General features: G+C 67.9%; 16 protein-coding genes. 7 read left to right on the forward strand and 9 right to left on the reverse strand.

Annotated elements, in window-relative coordinates; genetic code table 11:
* Positions 1–24 precede the first annotated feature (24 nt).
* Entirely contained in the window at positions 25–723 is a 699-nt protein-coding gene (locus tag D187_RS21045) for a hypothetical protein (RefSeq protein ID WP_002626577.1), read from the reverse strand.
* Between the two features lie 144 nt (positions 724–867).
* Here D187_RS21045 and D187_RS55330 point away from each other — a divergent pair, with 144 nt between their 5' ends.
* Both D187_RS55330 and D187_RS21050 read left to right on the forward strand, forming a co-directional pair.
* Positions 868–1,026, forward strand: a complete 159-nt coding sequence (locus D187_RS55330; RefSeq protein ID WP_002626578.1) for a hypothetical protein — start codon at positions 868–870, stop codon at positions 1,024–1,026.
* Positions 1,027–1,122: 96 nt separating this feature from the next.
* Positions 1,123–2,766: a radical SAM/SPASM domain-containing protein gene (locus D187_RS21050; protein ID WP_211241554.1), complete on the forward strand. Its 1,644-nt coding sequence runs from the start codon at positions 1,123–1,125 to the stop codon at positions 2,764–2,766.
* 98 nt (positions 2,767–2,864) lie between these two features.
* Here the strand turns inward: D187_RS21050 and D187_RS55335 are convergent, their stop codons facing one another.
* The 4 genes from D187_RS55335 to D187_RS21065 all read right to left on the reverse strand — a co-directional run bounded on the left by D187_RS55335 (position 2,865) and on the right by D187_RS21065 (position 7,776).
* A complete protein-coding gene (locus tag D187_RS55335; protein ID WP_002626580.1) occupies positions 2,865–3,005 on the reverse strand; it encodes a hypothetical protein in 141 nt (46 codons plus the stop codon).
* Positions 3,002–3,304 (reverse strand): hypothetical protein, encoded by a 303-nt coding sequence (locus D187_RS21055; protein ID WP_002626582.1) that lies wholly within the window; start codon positions 3,302–3,304, stop codon positions 3,002–3,004. The genes D187_RS55335 and D187_RS21055 overlap by 4 nt, the downstream gene beginning before the upstream one ends.
* 8 nt (positions 3,305–3,312) lie before the next feature.
* Positions 3,313–4,497 carry an aKG-HExxH-type peptide beta-hydroxylase gene (locus tag D187_RS21060; RefSeq protein WP_002626583.1) on the reverse strand — a complete coding sequence of 395 codons (1,185 nt, stop codon included), beginning with the start codon at positions 4,495–4,497 and terminating at the stop codon, positions 3,313–3,315.
* Between the two features lie 123 nt (positions 4,498–4,620).
* On the reverse strand, positions 4,621–7,776 hold the full coding sequence (locus D187_RS21065) for a fused MFS/spermidine synthase (protein WP_020918169.1): 3,156 nt from the start codon (positions 7,774–7,776) through the stop codon (positions 4,621–4,623).
* A gap of 311 nt (positions 7,777–8,087) precedes the next feature.
* Here D187_RS21065 and D187_RS56400 point away from each other — a divergent pair, with 311 nt between their 5' ends.
* Positions 8,088–8,747, forward strand: a complete 660-nt coding sequence (locus tag D187_RS56400) for a LysE family translocator (RefSeq protein WP_002626585.1) — start codon at positions 8,088–8,090, stop codon at positions 8,745–8,747.
* 19 nt (positions 8,748–8,766) lie between these two features.
* On the opposite strand, the gene D187_RS21075 is transcribed toward D187_RS56400, so the two are convergent.
* Together D187_RS21075 and D187_RS50180 are read right to left on the reverse strand one after the other, a co-directional pair.
* Positions 8,767–9,618: a phytanoyl-CoA dioxygenase family protein gene (locus D187_RS21075; protein ID WP_002626586.1), complete on the reverse strand. Its 852-nt coding sequence runs from the start codon at positions 9,616–9,618 to the stop codon at positions 8,767–8,769.
* A 65-nt stretch (positions 9,619–9,683) separates the two neighbouring features.
* Positions 9,684–12,836 (reverse strand): sensor histidine kinase, encoded by a 3,153-nt coding sequence (locus tag D187_RS50180; protein WP_002626587.1) that lies wholly within the window; start codon positions 12,834–12,836, stop codon positions 9,684–9,686.
* Positions 12,837–13,144: 308 nt separating this feature from the next.
* Here D187_RS50180 and D187_RS54015 point away from each other — a divergent pair, with 308 nt between their 5' ends.
* A complete protein-coding gene (locus D187_RS54015; protein ID WP_002626588.1) occupies positions 13,145–14,035 on the forward strand; it encodes a CBS domain-containing protein in 891 nt (296 codons plus the stop codon).
* Positions 14,036–14,174: 139 nt separating this feature from the next.
* Here D187_RS54015 and D187_RS21090 read toward each other — a convergent pair whose 3' ends face one another.
* A complete protein-coding gene (locus tag D187_RS21090; protein ID WP_002626589.1) occupies positions 14,175–14,546 on the reverse strand; it encodes a hypothetical protein in 372 nt (123 codons plus the stop codon).
* A gap of 67 nt (positions 14,547–14,613) precedes the next feature.
* Positions 14,614–15,240, reverse strand: a complete 627-nt coding sequence (locus D187_RS21095; protein WP_002626590.1) for a TetR/AcrR family transcriptional regulator — start codon at positions 15,238–15,240, stop codon at positions 14,614–14,616.
* 245 nt (positions 15,241–15,485) lie between these two features.
* Between D187_RS21095 and D187_RS21100 the strand changes: the two genes are divergently transcribed.
* The 3 genes from D187_RS21100 to D187_RS21110 all read left to right on the forward strand — a co-directional run bounded on the left by D187_RS21100 (position 15,486) and on the right by D187_RS21110 (position 17,921).
* On the forward strand, positions 15,486–16,565 hold the full coding sequence (locus tag D187_RS21100) for a hypothetical protein (RefSeq protein ID WP_002626591.1): 1,080 nt from the start codon (positions 15,486–15,488) through the stop codon (positions 16,563–16,565).
* Positions 16,566–16,587: 22 nt separating this feature from the next.
* A complete protein-coding gene (locus D187_RS21105) occupies positions 16,588–16,986 on the forward strand; it encodes a VOC family protein (RefSeq protein ID WP_002626592.1) in 399 nt (132 codons plus the stop codon).
* Between the two features lie 215 nt (positions 16,987–17,201).
* Positions 17,202–17,921 (forward strand): hypothetical protein, encoded by a 720-nt coding sequence (locus tag D187_RS21110; protein WP_002626593.1) that lies wholly within the window; start codon positions 17,202–17,204, stop codon positions 17,919–17,921.
* Positions 17,922–17,966: the final 45 nt, after the last annotated feature.

The following is a 17,966-nucleotide window of genomic DNA, read 5'->3' on the forward strand; positions in this document are numbered from 1 at the left end:
GCGCCCGCGGGCCATCGCCGTCGGCTACCGGGCCTGCACCACGAGATCCGAGGGCCGCCGGGGCGCCACCTCCAGGGTATCCTCGTACTGCGACGAGAAGCCCGTTACCTGGAGGGTCTGTCCCACCGTGAGGGCGTTCAGCGTGGCCGGGTCGAAGCCGGCCGAGCCGTGGATGAACACCTGCACCTCGCCCGAGCCGTCATCGACATACAGCTCATACCCGTAGGGCAGTTCGTCGTTGATGGGCCGGGTCACCCGGGCGTTGATGCGCACGAGCAGGCCCTCGGTGGACTCGCCCACGTCTCCGGTTTTCACGTCCTTGGCCTCCACCTGCTGGGTGCCGGTCAGCTTCTCGACGGAGCCGGGCTCGCTCTCGAGGATGCGCAGATTGGACTCGTCGTTCAGCGTGCCCGTCACGCGGACGTGGGCGCCCAGCCCGAAGTCGAGCTTCCGCGCCAGCTTCACGTAGATGCCCCCGGTGTTGTCCTGGAGCGCGAAGCCCTCGTTGCCCATGGCCGAGGCGAAGGCCCCGGGCTGCACCGTGACGTACCCCTCCACGGTCACCTGGGTGCCGTTGGCGCGTCCGCGCGCCTCGGAGATGGGCGTGCTCTTGGGCCCTTCGGAACCCGTGTCGCAGGCCGCGAGCACCACCGAGAGCGTCAACAGCAGCAAGCGCGGCCCCAGGGGCATGCGCGAGGAGAAGGCCGATGAAGAGAGGGTCATGAGGCGCGAACTAATGACCACTCGAATGGAGCGTCAAGCAACAGGGGGGCGGAGTGTCGACGGCAGTGGAAATGCTAGACTGCCTTCCTGTCCAGCCCTCGAGAGGGCCGGGTGGGTCGTACGTGCACGCAGGAGGAGGCCGACATGAAGAAGGAGTTGGTGAGCTTCAATGACGTGGTGAGCGACATCCCGTCGCTGGTGGAACTGGACGACGAGACGTTGGAGACGGTGGTGGGTGGCTATAGCTCGGATGATGGCTCGGGTGAGCCCAGCGAAGGTCCCAGCTGCAACACCCTGTGCTGAAGGGTTGAGGCGGGCGCATCACCCCGGGCGCCGAGGAGCGGGCAGGTGCTGCCCCCGGCGCCCTTCTTTTCGTTGCGTGTCGGAGGAGCGCCATTCATGTCGGCTGAGCCGGGAAGTGCGGGAGCGCGAGGACTCGAGGACATGGTGAAGCTCGAGCCCTTCGAGCTGCCATCAACCCCCTTCCTGCCCGCGGGGCTCGCGCCCCTGCGGGTCAAGGCGAGCGAACTCGAGGGGCGCGGCACGCTGCGCACCAGCAGCTACACCATCTACGTGGACCTGCCCGGCAACAGCGAGGACATGCTGCTCGTCCAGGCCTACACCGGGGCCCATGACCTGGCCTCCAGGCGGGTGGCCACCTATCTGCGCTCGCTCGAGGCGCACCACGCTCCGAATCCTCTCTATGGCACCTGGACGCCCGAGCCCGCCATCGAGGGCGAGGTCTCCCGGCCCTCGGACGAGACGATCGAGGTGCTCAAGAAGCGCGGCTATCTCGTCACGCTCACGCCCGAGGAGGAGGAGTCGCTCTTCGCCCGGCTGAGCGCCCGGCACCACCTGGCCACCCTGCGCGGCGCGCCCAACTACGTCGTGATGCCCACGTATGAGTGCAACCTGCGCTGCCCCTACTGCTTCCAGGCGCACATGCGCACGGAGCCGCGCAACGCGCACCTGCTGCGGGTGATGGATCGCACCATGGTGGACCGGATCCTGGCGGGCATGCGCACCATCGAGGCGGCACACGGGCTCCAGGAGGGCGCGGACGTGTCTCGAGGCCTCACCTTCTTCGGTGGCGAGCCGCTGCTGGCCCGGAGTCGGCCCACCCTCCAGTACTTCATGGAGCAGATGCGCGCCCGGGGCCGGGTGCGCCTCGCTGCCATCACCAACGCCACCGAGCTGGAGGCCTACGCGGACCTGCTCGGACCGGAGGGGCTCGCCTCCCTCCAGGTGACGCTGGACGGGATGCCCCAGGAGCACGACCGCCGGCGCATCTACCCGGATGGTTCCGGTTCGTTCGAGCGCATCGCGCGCAACATCTCCCTGGCGCTCGAGCGCGGCGCGTCCGTGAGCGTGCGCATGAACATCGACCGGAACAACATCGACCAACTGCCGGTGCTCGCCGAGCTGTTCGAGGCCCGTGGCTGGAGCCGCCAGGCGGGTTTCTCGTCCTACGTGGCTCCCATCCACGCGGGCAATGGCCAGGTGGACGCCGGGTCCACCTTCACCAGCTGGCAGCTCACCCAGGCCATGGAGGAGCTGCGCCAGCGCCACCCGGCGGTGAGCCGGATCGGCCTCACGGACGACTCGCTCCAGGTCAAGGCGCGGCAGCTCTTCGATCAGAAGGCGCGGAGCACCGGCTTCAGCACCGCCTTCTGCGGCGCCCACACGACCATGTATGTCTTCGATGCCTTCGGGGACATCTACGCCTGCTGGGAGCGCACGGGAGATCCCCGCCAGCGCATCGGCCATGTCACTCCGTCCGGAGAGGTGCTCATGAGCCGCCTGCACCTGCATGCCTGGCGCGGGCGCAACGTGGTCTCCAACCCCGTGTGCCGCAAGTGCCGCTACGCCACCTCCTGTGGTGGAGGCTGCGCCGTGCTGGCCGAGGGCGCCAGCGGCACGCTCTACAAGAACTTCTGTGATGGCTATGCCCAGCGCTTCCGGGCCAGGGTGGCCCAGGCCTACCTCGAGCACGTGAGTGGCACGGGTCCGGGCCTCTCCGTCACTCGCCTGTGCGAGGCCTGAGCCGGAGTGGCGGGGGATGACCCGGGCCCGCCAGCAGGCTCCGGGCTTTCACCTTCCGTCGCCGCGGCCCCGAGGCTTCAGGGCCACGGCGCCGGTGACTACTCGAACTGCGCGTGAGGAGGCAGCCAGTCGCGCTCCTGGGCGGAGCCCTGGGTGACGACGGGGGCCTCGAGGAGCTCGGTCTGCTCCATCAGCTTCTGGAGGAACTCGAGCGTCTGGATCTGGTTCTCGGCGTTCATATGTACACCTCCTTGGCTTCGGACTTCCTTACGACATCGATCCTCTCCAACTGGGCGAGTCCGGCCTGGAGTTGGCTCCAGGCCTCCTCGGGAGAGAGCTTGCGCGAGACGGCGGCCACGTAGGCCTGACGGAGCTGCTCCTCGGTCTTGCCGTCACAGAGCTCGAAGATGAGCCACGCATTCAAGTTGAGCCAGTGCAGCCGGGGGCGCGAGGGCGTGAACACCAGCAGATAGCCATGCTCCTTCAGTGGGCGGAGCCTGAGGTCCGGCGTCTTCGTGTAGCGCCATTGCGAGGACATGTGTCACCTCAAGCGTCCCAGTCGACGAAAGGAGCCAGGCACTGCTGCAGCCAGCGCGTCAGCTGGAGGCCCTCGGGCGTGAGCCGCGAGGCCCAGGTGGTGCGCAGGTGCTTGCCGAGAAAGCGCGTGCGCTCCACCGAGAGCCCATACGGCACGCTCCCGTTGTTGCGCGACACCGACATGGCATGGCGGTTGTCCGTGTAGCTGCCCGGCTCGCCGAACTCCCGGAGCAACCCGGCGTCGGCCTGGTCGACCGCGGCCCGGTACAGCTCGATGTGCGCGTAGACGTGGAACGCGAAGATGGCGCGAACCATCGGCCAGGGAATGTCGCGCCAGGGAATCTCCAACGGCGCGCTGTGGGGCTCCACGAGCGTGTGGGCGCGGACGACGTCGAAGAGCTTGAGGTGCAGCCCCTCGTGCAAGAGGTGTCCGGCGGCGTCCCAGGGGTTGCGCAACTGCTCCGGCGACATGAAGACGGTCGAGGGAATGCCATCTCCCCCCGAGGCGGACATCATCTTCCCGCCCTCGACTTCCACCTCCAGGAGGCAGATGGAGCGGATGTGTCCGAGCGCGCTCGAACCGACCTCGGGCAGCACCCGCGCCAGCAGGGTGCAGGCGCGATCGAGCCGCGCCACCTGCTCCGGCTCCGGTTGGATGATGCGCCCGGGGCGGCTTCCCCGGCTGGAGAAGGCCCTGTCGAATCCCTCCCGGAGCTCGCGCAGGACGGGGTCCTCGGCGTGGTCGAAGCTCCACACCCAGGTGTCCTGGCGCGGCCCGACCCGGAAGCGCCGGCTCATTCGCGCCTCACAGGGCCCGTCGACGTCCGTGCGCTTCAGGGCCTCGGCCGCCAGCGAGAGGATCTCTTCCAGCTCCGCCTGGGGCGCCACCAGCGCGCCCTGCTCGAGCTTCTTGAAGGCCGCCTCCATCACCTTGCGCACGAGCGGATCCCGATACAGCCGCCGGGCTCGTGCATCCCCTCCCTCCGTGAGGGAGGGCAGCAGCGCGGCGACCGCCGGCAGCCGCTCGGCGAACAACTCCAGACCGAACTTGTAGCGCTCCAGCACCAGCGCGTGAATCCGCTTGGAGTCGCCAAACACCGGGTGACGCGTCAGCTCCCGGTCGGCGGCTCGAATCGCTTCCAGGAGGGACGCCTCCTGTTGTCCCTGGCTCCGGAGGCTCTCGCTCAACGCCATGGGTGACTTCTCCTCCACCAGCCGAGACGACGAGGAAGAAGCCACTCTGGCATGAATCACCGCGCAATCACAGATATCCCCGGTTGTTTTGATTTGCTTGAATAAATCCAAGCAGTGCTCCCCTCAAGGGGGAGGGGCGTTCCCGCCATCCTCCAGCAGGGGGGGAGGTTCCATGGACATGAAGTTCGCGATGTCCGCGAGCGCCTCGTCCTCCAGGGAGTGGTGGGTCTCCACGTAGCAGCTCGCGCGCTTCTCCAGGAAGGACCTGGTCCAGGGAATGTGGGGCTCGTAGGGCGCGAGGGCCTCGACGCACCGTTGGGAAAACCCGAGGACCGAGGCCAGTACCAGGCGCGTCCACTTGCGGCCGTCCTCCCCCCGGTTGTTGGAGAAGGGCCGGGCGAGCGCGTTCCACAACCGCTCTCCCAGGGCGGCGTCCTTCCGGGCGATGGTCTCGCTCAGGGCCATGGCCTGTTCGAGCAGTTTGTTGCTGCCCCAGGGCACCTGGTGAAGCATGGCGAAGGCGCTCTCGAGTGACTGCGTGGCCTCGGCATGGCGGTCCTTGCTCACCAACCACTGGGCGCGCAGGGACCTGGCATCGAAGGGAAGCGAGACTTCCAGCTGCTCCAGCAGGGGCAGGGCGGCTTCATCGCCTTGCCGGACCAGGAGCTCGCCCACCAGCCGCAACTCCGTGATGTCCCGGGGCTGCGCCTGCGTCCGCTGCCACAGCTTCAACGCCTCGGATGGTTGCTGGCGGTTATAGGCGGCATACACGGCGCGGTGGGCCTGGAGCTTGCTGGCGTTCAGGTCGGGCCGGCGGGGCGGGTCCCACTGCGCGGGCAGCCGGAGCTCCTCGACGCGCTGCCAGTCCACCGTCCCTCGCGCCACCTCCGGCCGGTCCGCGCCCAGCTCGACGCCGAGCTGGCGCAACAGCTCGGGTGCGAAGCCCGTGTGGGAGCGGCCCACGCTGCGGGCGAAGGCGAACTCCACGTAGGACAGATCATCCGTGTTGATCAACGCCTCCTGCCCCTTGGACAGGCGCAGGGCCAGTGCCGGGCCCGCGATGAAGTGGGACAGGACGCCTTCCAGCTCCGTGGTCTCCCACGTCGCGGCCAGGGCCCGGCGGTAGGGCTCCTGGGCCACTCGGGCCCGCATGCGCTCCAGGTCATGGCGCCACGGCTCCGCGGTGGCCATCAGGATGAGGTCTCCGGCCTGCGTCTTCCAGGACTCCACGGCGCCGAACTCGGAGGTGAGGGTGGCGTAGATGCTGCGCACCGTGCGCGCGTCCACCTCGTAGGCCTGCACCCACTGCAGGAAGATGCCTCCGGGCGCCAGCCGCCGCCGCACCCCCTGGTAGAACTCGCGCGAGAAGAGGCTGGCGATGCCGGCCCGGTAGGGGTTGGAGGGCTCGGAGAAGATGATGTCGTAGGACTCGTGGGAGGCGAGCAGCACCTCGCGCGCATCATCGAAGATGATGTTCACCTTGGGGTTGTCCAGCACGCGCTCGTTGACGTCCGCGCACTGGCGCGCCATCTCCAGGATGGCCGGTTCGATCTCCACCGTGTCCACGCGCTCCATCTCCGGCACCGAGCCCAGCCAGCCCGAGGTGCTGCCGGTGCCCAGTCCGATGACGAGGGCGTGGCGCGGATTCGGATGGGCGAGGGCCCCGATGAGTCCACCCATCACCTGGGTGCTCGCATCGCCCACGCTGTTGCCATCCGACTTGCCATTGACGTGGAAGGACAGGCCGTCCGTGCCGAGGATGCCCACGCTGCTCTCCACGCCATCCGCTTCCCACAGCAAGGAGCCGCGCAGCCGCGATGCGGAATCGCGCATCTCCTGGGTGGAGGTCGTGTCCACCCGACTGCGTCCGGCGCCAATGCCGCCATGCCGCCAGACGGCGGAGGGCCCCTCGGCCGAGAGCAGGACGACGGTGAGCGCGGCCGCGAGCAGCGAGGGGAGCAGCCGCGAGGGCGGCGCCTGCTCCCAGCGCAGGGCCATTGCCGCCGCCACCAGGCCGAGCACCACCAGCACCCCGCCCACCGTCCGCCACACGCCCGGGGCCGTCAGCAGGGGCAGCAGACCGAAGCCGCCGGCCAGCGAGCCCACGATGGAGCCCACGGTGTTCCACGCGTAGGCCAGGCCCACCTGCCGGCCCACCTGCTCGCCGCCCCGACCCAGCAGCGCCAGCAGCAAGGGGAACTGCACGCCCGAGACGAAGGCGGCGGGAAACACCACCAGCGCGGCCAGGAGGGTCCAGCTCAACACCAGTCCGCTGAAGCCGAAGACGGACAGGGACCGCGTCAGCGTCGCGAGCACCGCCACCTTGTCTCCCAGGGCCAGCGGCATGGCGAGCAGCAGCGCCTCCAGGATGCACGTCAGGGCGAAGCCTCGCAGGGTGGCCGGACGCGTCCGCCCCCAGGCCGCGTACGCCGCGCCCCCCAGGCCAATGCCCGCCAGCGCCACCATCAGGATGAGGCCGAAGGTGAAGGTGGAGCCGCCCAGCAGGGGGCTCGTCATCCGGTACCACACCATCTCCATGAGGAAGAAGGCGAAGCCCACCAGGGCCGCCGCCGTGAGGACGAAGGCGCGTGGGGGCAGGGGGAGCGCCCGGGCCTCCTCGGGGACGGGGGCGGCATGCGCCTGTTCCGTCTCGGACTCGGGCAGACTCCGCGCCACCGAGCGCGCCACGAGCGCGACCAGCACGTTGACCAGGGTGGCCAGCCACAGCGTCGTGCGGGTGCCGAACACCTCGAAGAGCAGGAAGGTGGACGCGGTGGCGCCCGCCACGGCGCCCAGCGTGTTGACGCCGTAGAGCACCGCGAGTGCCCGGCGCCGCACGTCCTCGGGTGTCTCCGCGGCGCGCGCGGCCGCGGGCAGGGTGCCGCCCATGAGCAGCGTGGGCACCGCGAGCACCAGCGTCGAGAGCAGCAGCCGGATCAGGGTGCCCACGCCCAGGCCCAGTGACACCGTACCGCCCAGGGTCACGTAGAGGGTGCGCGCCAGCACCACGAGCAGCGGTGTCACCGCCGCGCTCAGGGAGATGAGCAGCTCCAGGTCGGCGTAGAAGGCCAGCGGACGCTTGTGCCGGTCCACGCGCGCCCCGAGCAGGGCGCCTCCCAGGCCCAGACCGCCCATGAAGATGGCCAGCACCGCGGCCGACGCCGCCGTGGATGCTCCGAAGATGAGGCGCAACTCCCGCTGCCATGCCGTCTGGTACACGAGGGCACAAAATCCCGAGCCAAACAGCAGGGGAGCAATCTTCCAGACACGTGCGTTCATCGGATCCTGTTCAGGGGGCGGAGCGGGCCCGGACGTGTCCGATTGAATCAGCCGGGTTGCGTCCTGACAAAGGACTTCGTCACGGGCCGGAGCCGGTGCTCACCGCCGTGCCCTCGGAGTCGCTGAACGGGGTGCCGGGCGAGCGCCTCATTCGGGGCTCGCTCCCCCGCTCTGCTCGCGGGGTTGACCACACGGCGAACTCATTTCGAGGCGTTGCTAGATCTGCTCTTCGTTGCTCCTCCACCGGGTGGGCCTCGAGCAGACAAGGGCTGACACCTGCCGGGAAGGGTGATGAGGTCGGAGTCAACGCCATGACGCCTCCCGCCCCCCTGCTCGCCTCCATCTATGGCCTGTATCTGCTCGCGGTCATCACGCCCGGGCCGAACACGTTCATCGTCACGCGCCTGGCGCTGTCCGCCTCGCGCCGGCACGCGGCCAGGGCCGTGCTGGGGATTGCCCTGGGCAATACGGTGTGGCTCTGCTTCGTCCTGGGGGGCGTCGCCGTGCTCCTGCAGCGGTTGCCGGGAGGGATGCGCGCCGTGCGCTACGTGGGGGGGCTGTACCTGCTCTACATGGGCGTGCGGGGATGGCTCGCCGCACGGGCGGCCTCACGTGCTTCCGCGGCGGAGCCGGTCGTGGCTCCGGAGAAGGCGCTGGTGGAGCGGGCGCTGGCGGGGGAGGAAGCCCGGCCGTTTCGCAGCGGGCTGTTCTCCAGTCTGTCCAATCCGAACACCCTGCCGTTCTACCTGAGCCTCTTCGCTCCCACGGTGGTGCAGGGCATTGCTCCGTGGGTGCGCGTGGCGGCGGGCGCGGGCGTCGTGACGATCGCCATGGCGTGGTACGGGACGCTGGCCTGGGGCCTGTCCACCGGGCATGTCCGGCGGGCCTACTCCCGGCGCGAGCCGCTCATCCGCCGGGTGCTCGCGCTGGTGCTGGTGGCCTATGGCATTCGGCTGCTGGTGACGGGGTAGGGACGTGGCCGAAGCGTGATCAGTCGGGCGAACTCGTCGCGAGGGGGCCGAAGCCCCGGAGGGGCAGGGTGGGCGCGCGGTGCAGCCAGTTGTCCTCGGGGTAGCGCGCGGTGCCGTCGATGAGGTGGAGCGAGTAGGCGTGGCGGCTCTTGGGCGAGGTGTTGGCGCCGCTCTTGTGCGGCAGCAGCCCGTGGAGCACCACGAGCGTGCCCTTCTCCACCTCCAGGGGCACCATGCCCTCCTCGGGCAGGGGCGTGGCATCCACCACCTGGAAGGCCGTGCCGCCTCCCTCGGCGCGCACGAAGCGCTTCTTCAAGCCCAGCGTGTGCCCACCCGGTAGCGCCCACAGACAGCCATTCTCCAGCGTGGCGTCCTCCAGGGCGAACCAGAAGCCCAGACAGGTGGTGGGCTCCGTGTACAGGAACGTCGAGTCCTGGTGGCTGTTCACCTCCCCGCCGATGAAGGGCTGCTTGAAGATGTACATGGACTGGAGCAGCAGCGCCTGCTTCAGGCCCAGCTCCGAGGCCAGGGCCGCCAGCTCCGGCGTGCGCGAGAACCGCTCGAAGACGGGGTCCAGGTCGTGCATCGCGTGGCCGATCTTGTTGATGGACAGCGTCTTGTCCTGGCGCAGCGAGCCGTCCGGGCGGAAGGCGTTCTCCTCGAAGAAGAAGCGGATCTGATCTCCCGAGGAGAGGAAATACTCGTCCGAGGTGCGGCTCTGCTCGTGCGTGGTGAAGATGGAGACGGTCTCTGGCTGGAAGTCCGCCACGAGCGCTTCCGCCCGGGCCTTCAAGGCCTCGCAAGCGTGCGCCGGGACGAACCCGGGCAGTACGAGGAAGCCCTGTCGCGCGAAGTCTCTGGCTCGGCTCATGTCCACTCCTCCGAAGTGACCGTACCACGAGGAGCCTGAAATCAATGTCAGGCGCGCCGCGGGGGTCAGGAACCCAGCGGTAGCGAGAAGAAGAACGTGGTGCCCTGGCCCACCGTGCTCTCGACCCAGATCTCCCCTCCGTGGGATTCGATGATCGCCTTGGAGATCGCCAGGCCCAGTCCAAAGCTCTCTCGAGCCCGGCGGGCCGCCTGCCAATACCGGTCGAAGATATGGCTCAAGTCCTCTTCGGAGATACCGGGGCCCGTGTCGCTGACACTGAAGACGGCCCGGTCCACTTCGAGCCGGATCTGAATCATGACGGAGCCGCCCTCGGCCGTGAACTTGATCGCATTGCCGATCAGGTTCGAGAAGACCTGTACGATCCGCTCGCGATCACACTGGACTCTCAGGTGCGAGTGCTCTCCCTCCCTGACGAGTCGGATGCCCTTCTCGGCCGCATTGGATTGCAACGCCTCGAGGACCTCGGTCACCAGCTCGTCGGCGTCGTGCTCCGCGACCTCGATCCTGAGTTGTCCCGCCTCGATGCTGGAGAAATCGAGCAGGTCGCGGATCAGGTGGATCATCCGGACGGACGCACGCCGGATCTTCCCAGCGGTCCTGATCGTCATCGCCTGCTGCTCGCTCCCGTTGGACTCCGAGAGGAGCTGATCGGCCCCCATCTGGATCATGCTCATCGGGCTGCGGAGATCATGCGACACGATGGCGAGGATCTCCTCGCGCATGCGGATGGCTGTCTGGGCCTGCTCGTACAGCCGGGCGTTGTCGATGGCGAGCGCGGCGCGGCGGGCCAGCTCCTCGGCCAGGAGCAGGTCATCCGAGACGTAGTGCCTGCCGGGCTCGGCCAGGAACAGCATCGCGCCAAACGTCTTGCCGCGAGCCGTCAGCGGCACGCACATGTACGACTGAGATCCAATGCCGCGCAGGAGGTTGGGCTCCGCGATCCCGAGCGCCTCACCGAGCCCGCTCACATCGGAGAGACCCGAGCGCAGTTCGGGTTGCCCGGTTTGCACCACGTGTGCGACTCCGTGCCCCATCCTCGGTTGGCTGGGCATGCTCCGCACGGCTTCGTGGATGATTCGCTCCTGGTCTGGGTGCACATGTGCCACCGCGACGGGCTGGATGCTCTGCCCCTCGATCATCTCGACGATGCAGGCCTGGGCCACGGCTCGCGTCGCCAGTCGGACGACCCGATCCAGGGTGGTGCGATAGTCGAGTGACCCGGCGAGCACCGTGCCGACATCGGCCAGGAAGGTCATGGCCCGCTCGGTCCGCATGCGCTCCGTCAGATCCCGGGTGACGTTGGAGAAACCACGCAGGTGTCCATGCCTGTCCATCACCGCGCCGAGGATCACGTTCGCCCAGAACGTGGCGCCCCCCTTTCGCACGAGCCAGCCCTCGTATTCGGCGCGTCCCCGCGCCACCGCTTCCTGGATGAGCCGCTCGGGGGTCCCGTTCTCCACTTGCTCGGGAGGGAAGAACCGGGAGAGCGGCGCCCCCATGGCTTCCTCCACCCTGTATCCCTGGATCCGTTCGGCCCCTGGGCTCCAGCTCGCGACCTGCCCATCCGGTGACACCATGAAGACGCCGTAGTCCTGGACGCTGTCGACCAGCAGCCGGAGCCGTTCTTCACTCTCGCGCAGCGCGTCCTCGACCTTCTTGCGCTCCGACAGATCCCTCGCGACGTTGCTCACCCCCCGAATACGGCCGTGCTCATCTTCCACCACGCTCAAGGTGACGATCGCCCAGAACCGATTGCCGTCCTTTCGGACCAACCAGCCTTCATAGGTCGCGGTGCCCTTCAGGAGCGCGTCCTGGAAGAGACGCTGAGGGGTGTCCTTCGCGAGCTCCTCGGGAGGAAAGAAGCGGGAGATGCTCGAGCCGACGATCTCCTGGGCCCGGTAACCCTTGAGCCGCTGCGCCCCCTGATTCCAGCTCTCGATGGCCCCGTCCAGGGACAGCATGAACACGCCGTAATCCTGAACGCTCCCCACGAGCAGCCGGAAGTACTCCTCGCTCCGCCGAAGCTCCTCCTCCGTCTGCTTTCGCCGGGTGACATCCCTCGCGAGCATGGAGAAGCCCCGGAGGCGGCCGCCTTCATCCTCCACCGCGCTGACCGTGACGAGTCCCCAGAAGCTCTCCCCTCCCTTGCGGACGAGCCACCCCTCGTAGTCCGCCTTTCCCTCCCGCGAGGCACTCTCCAGGAGGCGCCTGGAAAGGCCTCCCTCCGCCTCGTCGCGGGGAAAGAGCCCCGACATGGGGGAACCGATGATCTCGTGGGACCGATAACCCTCGAGCCGTTGGGCGCCACGGTTCCAGGTCTCGATCGCTCCGTCGGGCGACAGCATGAACACGCCGTAGTCCTGACTCTCGACGAGCAGCCGGAAGTGTTCCTCGCTTTCTCTCAGCGCCTGCTCGGCCCGTTTGCGCGGGGTGAGGTCCCTCGCCACATTGGAGAAGCCACGGAGGCGTCCTCGCTCGTCGGTGACGGCGCTCAGGATGACATTCCCCCAGAACAGCCCGCCGCCCTTGCGGACCAACCACCCCTCGTATTCCGCCTTCCGCTCCAACTCCGCCTGCTCGAGGAGTCGCTGGGGCGTTCCCTTCTCGAGCTCGTTGGCCGGGAAGAATTGGGTGAGCGGCGCGCCGAGGACCTCGTCGGCCCGGTACCCCTTGAGCCGCTGCGCACCGGGAGTCCAACTGGCCACCTTTCCTTCGAGCGACAGCATGAACACGCCGTAGTCGCGGAGGTTCTCGAGGAGCAGTTGGGAATGCGCTTCGGCATCACGGCGGGCGTGCTCGGTCTGCTTGCCCTGGGTGATGTCGACCGTCAACCCGGTGAGCAGGAGCGCGCCATTCGAGCGGCTGCTACGCTGAACGGAGGTATGGACCCAGAGGGTCGAGCCATCGCTCTTGAACATCCGGTGCTCACACGCCTGGATGCTGCCGCTGGCGGCCGCTTCGTACAGCGTCTCCAGGACGCGGCCCCAGTCCTCGGGGTGGACGTGCTTCTTGAGGAAACCGTCTTCGGCCCGCCATTGCCCGACGGGGTAGCCCAGCATCGCGGCCGCGGACTCGCTGACGAACGAGAAATGGATGGCCGCGGCGTCCGCCTCCCAGATGAGCCCTCCAGGCAGGTTCTGCACCAGCTCGTCCGGTCGAGCCGCCGTCGAGTCCTCGTCAGTCTCCGCGTTCCCCATCGATCACCTCCAAGCGCCGCGTGGGCTCGTCTGGGGGCATACGAGCTCGGCGAGTGCTGGCCCGGGTCTGACGGGCCCGTGTGGGTGATGAATCCCCTCGAGGCCTCCAAGAGAGATGGGTGAGGGGGGAGCGGATCCGCAAGGGCTGGACTGTCGCGGCTCCATGGGACAGGAGCGGCTCAGGGTTGCTCGTTTGGTGTCGCGGGGCAATGCCTCGGCGCCCGTGGTGGCTGGGCATGCGCACGCTCGCTCCTATGTGGCCGATGGCGCCGCGACGCTCCAGGTTCGAGGGAACAGGAGGACTCCTCATGGCGCCACTTCCACAGTCCAACGGCCCTCAGTCCCCCGAGGAGCGGGATCGCCGCGCCGCGGAGTCTCCTCCCGGCTCGAGTGAGCGCGCGGACTCGGACGTCACCGGTTGGAGCGTCGAGCGCGACGAGCCCCCCGCGCTGCGCCAGGACCGCTTCCAACGCGCCGCCCAGATGGGCATGGCCGATCCCCGCACCGACGCGCTTCCCTCCGGGGATGCGAGCGCGAGAGTGTCGGGCGGGCCCTATGGCTGGGATGATCGCGCGCTCGGTGACGCCGTCGGACTGGGGGGGGGACCCCGCATGGGCGATCAGGATTGGGACACGTCCCAGGGGTTATGGCACCCGGCCCGTGAGTATCGCCCGTGGGATCGCCTCGGTGCTGGCGAGCCACCGAGCGTTCCCTCCGAGCTGTCTTCTCCGACGGGCCACCGCCGGCCCAGAGAGGCGCTGACGGCGCGTGAGGTGATGACTCGCCAAGCGCGCACCGTGAAGCCCGGCAGCGGACTGCGCGAGGTGGCGTGGCGGATGAAGGAGGACCGTGGCCCCGTCCCGGTGGTGGACGAGCACGGACGGCTGCGCGGGATCATCACGGAGCGAGACCTGATCGCCCGGGTCCTGGCCGAGGGGCGTGCGCCCGAAAGCCTCCACGCCCAGGATGTGATGACGGACGAGATGGAAACCGTGCGACCACACGAGACCCTGCCCGCCGTCATCATGCTCATGGGCCGCCATCGGCTGCGCCGCGTGCCGGTGGTGGAACGCGACGGCCAGTTCGTGGGAATCGTCTCGATGGCGAACCTCGCCACGCGCGCCGAGCATGACGAGGAACTGCGGGAGGCCCTGCACCTCATCACGGAGCGGGGTTCCTTCTGGCGCCACCTGGACTGAGCCTTCCGCTTGCTCGCGCACCACGAGGTCCCGCCCCACGAGTCGTTTGACACCTTCGCGGAGCCGCGCACATCGACAACGCCTTCAGGATTTCCCGGCGCGAGAGCCGTCCATTGTTACGCAGTGACATGACGTTTCCTTAGAAGAAGACGGATTCGGCGGAGGAGAGGACGGTGAAGCAGGCCAGGGTCATCCAGTCGCGGCCCGGTGTCTGGCTGCCCATGGACTCCATCCGGGTGGACAGTTGCGACAACGTGTCCACCTCGGTGGGCGTGGGGTTTCGCAACAGGGCGCGCTGGTAGAGCGAGGTGATGGCGTCGCGGACCGGCGCGCCTTCCCGGTGGGCCAGACGCCCCTGCGCGTCGAGTTCGAGGCGCTTGAAGAGGAGCGCCTCCCCAGGAGTCGTGACGTCGAGTGAGACGCGCCGGGCGCAGGCCGCCAGAGCCATACGGTCGATGACGTTGGGCGTCGTCGCGCCCGTGGTCTTCAGCGGCTCGTAGACAACCAACACTCCCTGGTGGGGCGCCGCTTAATCGACACGAGTGCGCGAGTGTCGAAGAAGTCCGCCCGGGGGCCCGTCACCGCCTGTTGTTCATCATGGCGGTGAGAGTCCCCAGCCACCGTGCCATCTCCTCGGGTGGATGGAGGGCGCGTCGATCCAACCACCACTCGAGCACCCCCATGTAGGCCGAGGCCATGAAGCGGTTCATGACGGGGACGGGCACCCCGTGGAACCGGGCGGAGACACCGGGTCGCCCCATGTCGAGGTTCATGAGCTGCTCGAGGAGCTTGCGCAACTGCATGGAGAAGGCGCGCATGCCGCTTCGGCCAAGCATGAGGTGATACAGCTCGGGGTGCTCGGCCGCGTGCTGGAACCACTCCACCAGGGTTCGATGGAGGCGATCGGGCGAGTCACCCATCTGATGACTCCTCCGCGAGAGCTCGAGGATCATGTCCCGCATGACGTGCGTGAGCAGCTCGTCCTTGTCGCGGTAGTGCAGGTAGAAGGTGCTGCGGTTGAGCTGGGCGCGCTCGGTGATGTCCTGGACGCTGATGGAGTCGAAGCCCCGCTCCCGCATCAACCCGAGGAGCGCATCGCGAAGCATGGCGCGGCTGCGGTGGGCACGCGGATCCTCGGGGGCGGGCTCCGCTGTCTTGCGCGTGCCAGGACCGCCTCGCGTCTGTTTTTTCAGTGGTTTGGGCATGGGGCAGGGCCTCGATGCCGCCTGTCTAGTCTCGCCCCACCAGGCAGGCAACCCCGTTGGGTCTCCTGGTTGCTTACCGGCTGCGCGCGTCCCCTGTGGGCGGACTTCTTCGACATCTGCGCGCTCGTGTCGAGGAAGTGGCACCCCGTCGAGGCTCGTGGGTTGTGCTCTGCTTGCCGCGATGGCACATCCATCGTCGTGGTCGTCGATGAAACGGCGAGACAGGATTTCCAGGGAGCAAGGTGATGCTGACCGAAGCACGAAAAGACGAATTGGCGCGCATCCTTCGCCCGGTGGCTCCGCCGCGCGAGCTGGACAACGTCTATTCGCAGGATCAGCTGCGGCGTCTGCTGGGAGTGGTGCGGAGCAGCGGGCCGCACAAGCTCATCATCGCGCAGCATTTCGCCTCTGCCGAGGAGCTCATCGCCACCTCCGCGGGTGGGGTTCCGGAGGGCGTGACTCCGACGCTCGACATGTTCCTGTCGCCCACGTTCCGCAACTTCTACGGGAACTCTTCGACCTGTCTCTTCCCCGAGATCAACGACTGCTTCTATAACGACAGGTTCCTGGAGCTGGCGAAGAGCTACTGGGGGGCCAGATACGCCAGGCCCCAGATGATGCTCTTCAATGTGAACGGCCCGTGCGGCAATACGGACCCCGGACACCTGGACTCGCCGAGCTTCCGTGGCGTCCGCTATGAGAATTCGCCGACCTGGCTATGCAGCGTCATGGGGAAGTCGGGGCTGTTCCGCGACCATCTCATCAAGATGGCCCAGGTCATCACCTGGTTCTCGTATGACCCTCGGAGCGGATTCACCTATTGGCCCGACGGGCCCCGCGCGGCACCCAAGCGCCTGAATCCGCCCATCTACAATCGTGGCGTTCTCGTCCAGAACGAGATGATGGTCCATCGCGGTGAGGCGAATGGGCCTGTCGAGCAGCAATCCCCGGCGGGGCTGGACTTCTCCAGTGTGTTCGCTGGCGACCCCAGCAGTGGCGATCACTGGATTGTCAAAACCGGTGACGCGGTGATCGCGCGCTATCATACGGACGAGCTGCGCTTCCTGGTTCACTGGTCGGCCGAGGTGTTCGAGGACTTCGCGGAGCTGAAGAAGAACATGGACCATACCGCGGATCTCACCTTTGATCAGGTCTTCGACACCCTGATCAAGGACGTGCGCTCCAAGGGCATCCACGTCGAGACGCCCACGGATCCACTGCATGATCCCGTGTTCATTCGCACCATCAACTCGGCCTACGACATCGGGCGCCCAACGTCCTATCCGCCAGAGGCGCCGGTGTCGCGGTTTCGTACCGCGGCCTGAGTGCATCGAACAGGAGAGAGTCTTGTCAGGTACATCGAACACGAAGTTCGGGTTCACGAAGCTCCTCGTCGACAACCTCGAGGCTTCAGCCAGCTTCTACGAATCCGTGTGTGGTCTGGTGGAGACCGGGCGTGTGGATGCCACCATCGCGGGCAGGAACATCCGTGAGATCCTGTTCGCGCCGGGTCACGAAGGGGGCGCTACTTTCGTCCTGCTCAAGTTCCTCGATGCTCCCAAGCCGGCCAACGACGAGGTCATCCTCGGGTTCACGACCGACGATGTCGATGCCTTCGTCGAGCGGGCGAAAGCCGCTGGCGGCGCGGTGGCTCAGCCCGCCTCTACCCTCGTCGAGCACGGAGTGAAGGTCGCCTTCGTGACCGACGTCGAAGGCCATTTGATCGAAGTCGCCCAACCGCTCTGAAGGGAACAGCAGTGGAACTGATTCCATACCTCACCCATGGCTCGACGTAGGGGGAGGGGGCCGCTCATCCAAGGGCTGGGGTGGTGGGCCGTCCTGGCCGGGACTCAGGCCTGGAGGGTGGCCAGACGGAGGAGCCATACCCGAGGACATGCCGGGTTGGCGTCCCGCTCACGGGCTCCATCTTTGACCTGTCTCGTATTCGACAGGAGGGTCTCATGCCCAAGGGTTCGTGGTGGTGGTCCGCCGGGGTGGCCGCGTTGCTACTCACGGCCGGTTGCAAGCAGCAGGGCCAGCAGCAGCAGGACGTCCGGGGAGATGCGCACACCCAGGTGGAGACGGCGCAGGAGCGCTCGGAGCAGGCGTTGAAGCAGGCCGAGGACGCACAGACGAGGGCCAGCGGCGAGCAGAAGGAAGTGACCGACGCGCGTCAGGACGTGCTCAAGGCCCAGCAGGACTTGCAGGAGGCGCAGGCCAAGGCCCAGAAGGAGAGCCAGGAGGCGCAGACCGCCCAGCAGCAGGCCAGCAACCAGGCCCAGCAGGCCCAGGCCGAGGTTCAGCAGTCCCAGCAGCAGGCCGCCGAGGCGCAGCGTCAGCAGCAGGAGCAGATGGCGCGCACCCAGCAGCAGACGGCCCAGCAACAGCCGTCGGGCCAGATGCAGCAGATGGTGACGGGCCGGGTGGTGAGCTCGAGCCCGGATGAGCTGTTGCTCAGCAGCGCGGGGGCTCCGGGGCAGCCGCAGATCCGCCTGCAGGTCAATGCGCAGACGCAGGTGGTGGTGGATGGGCGTCAGGGCTCCATCGCGGACATCGCCGAGGGCAGCCAGGTGCGCGCCTCGTACCAGGACCAGGGCGGTGAGCCGACGGCGCTGCGCGTGGACGTGACGAGCAGCGGCCAGGGCACCGGCGGCAGCCAGGACGTGCAGCCGCGGCAGTAACGGGAGCGACGCGGAGGAAGGATGGGCGCCTGGGGACAACTGCTC

Source organism: Cystobacter fuscus DSM 2262 (assembly GCF_000335475.2).
Taxonomy (GTDB): Bacteria; Myxococcota; Myxococcia; order Myxococcales; family Myxococcaceae; genus Cystobacter; species Cystobacter fuscus.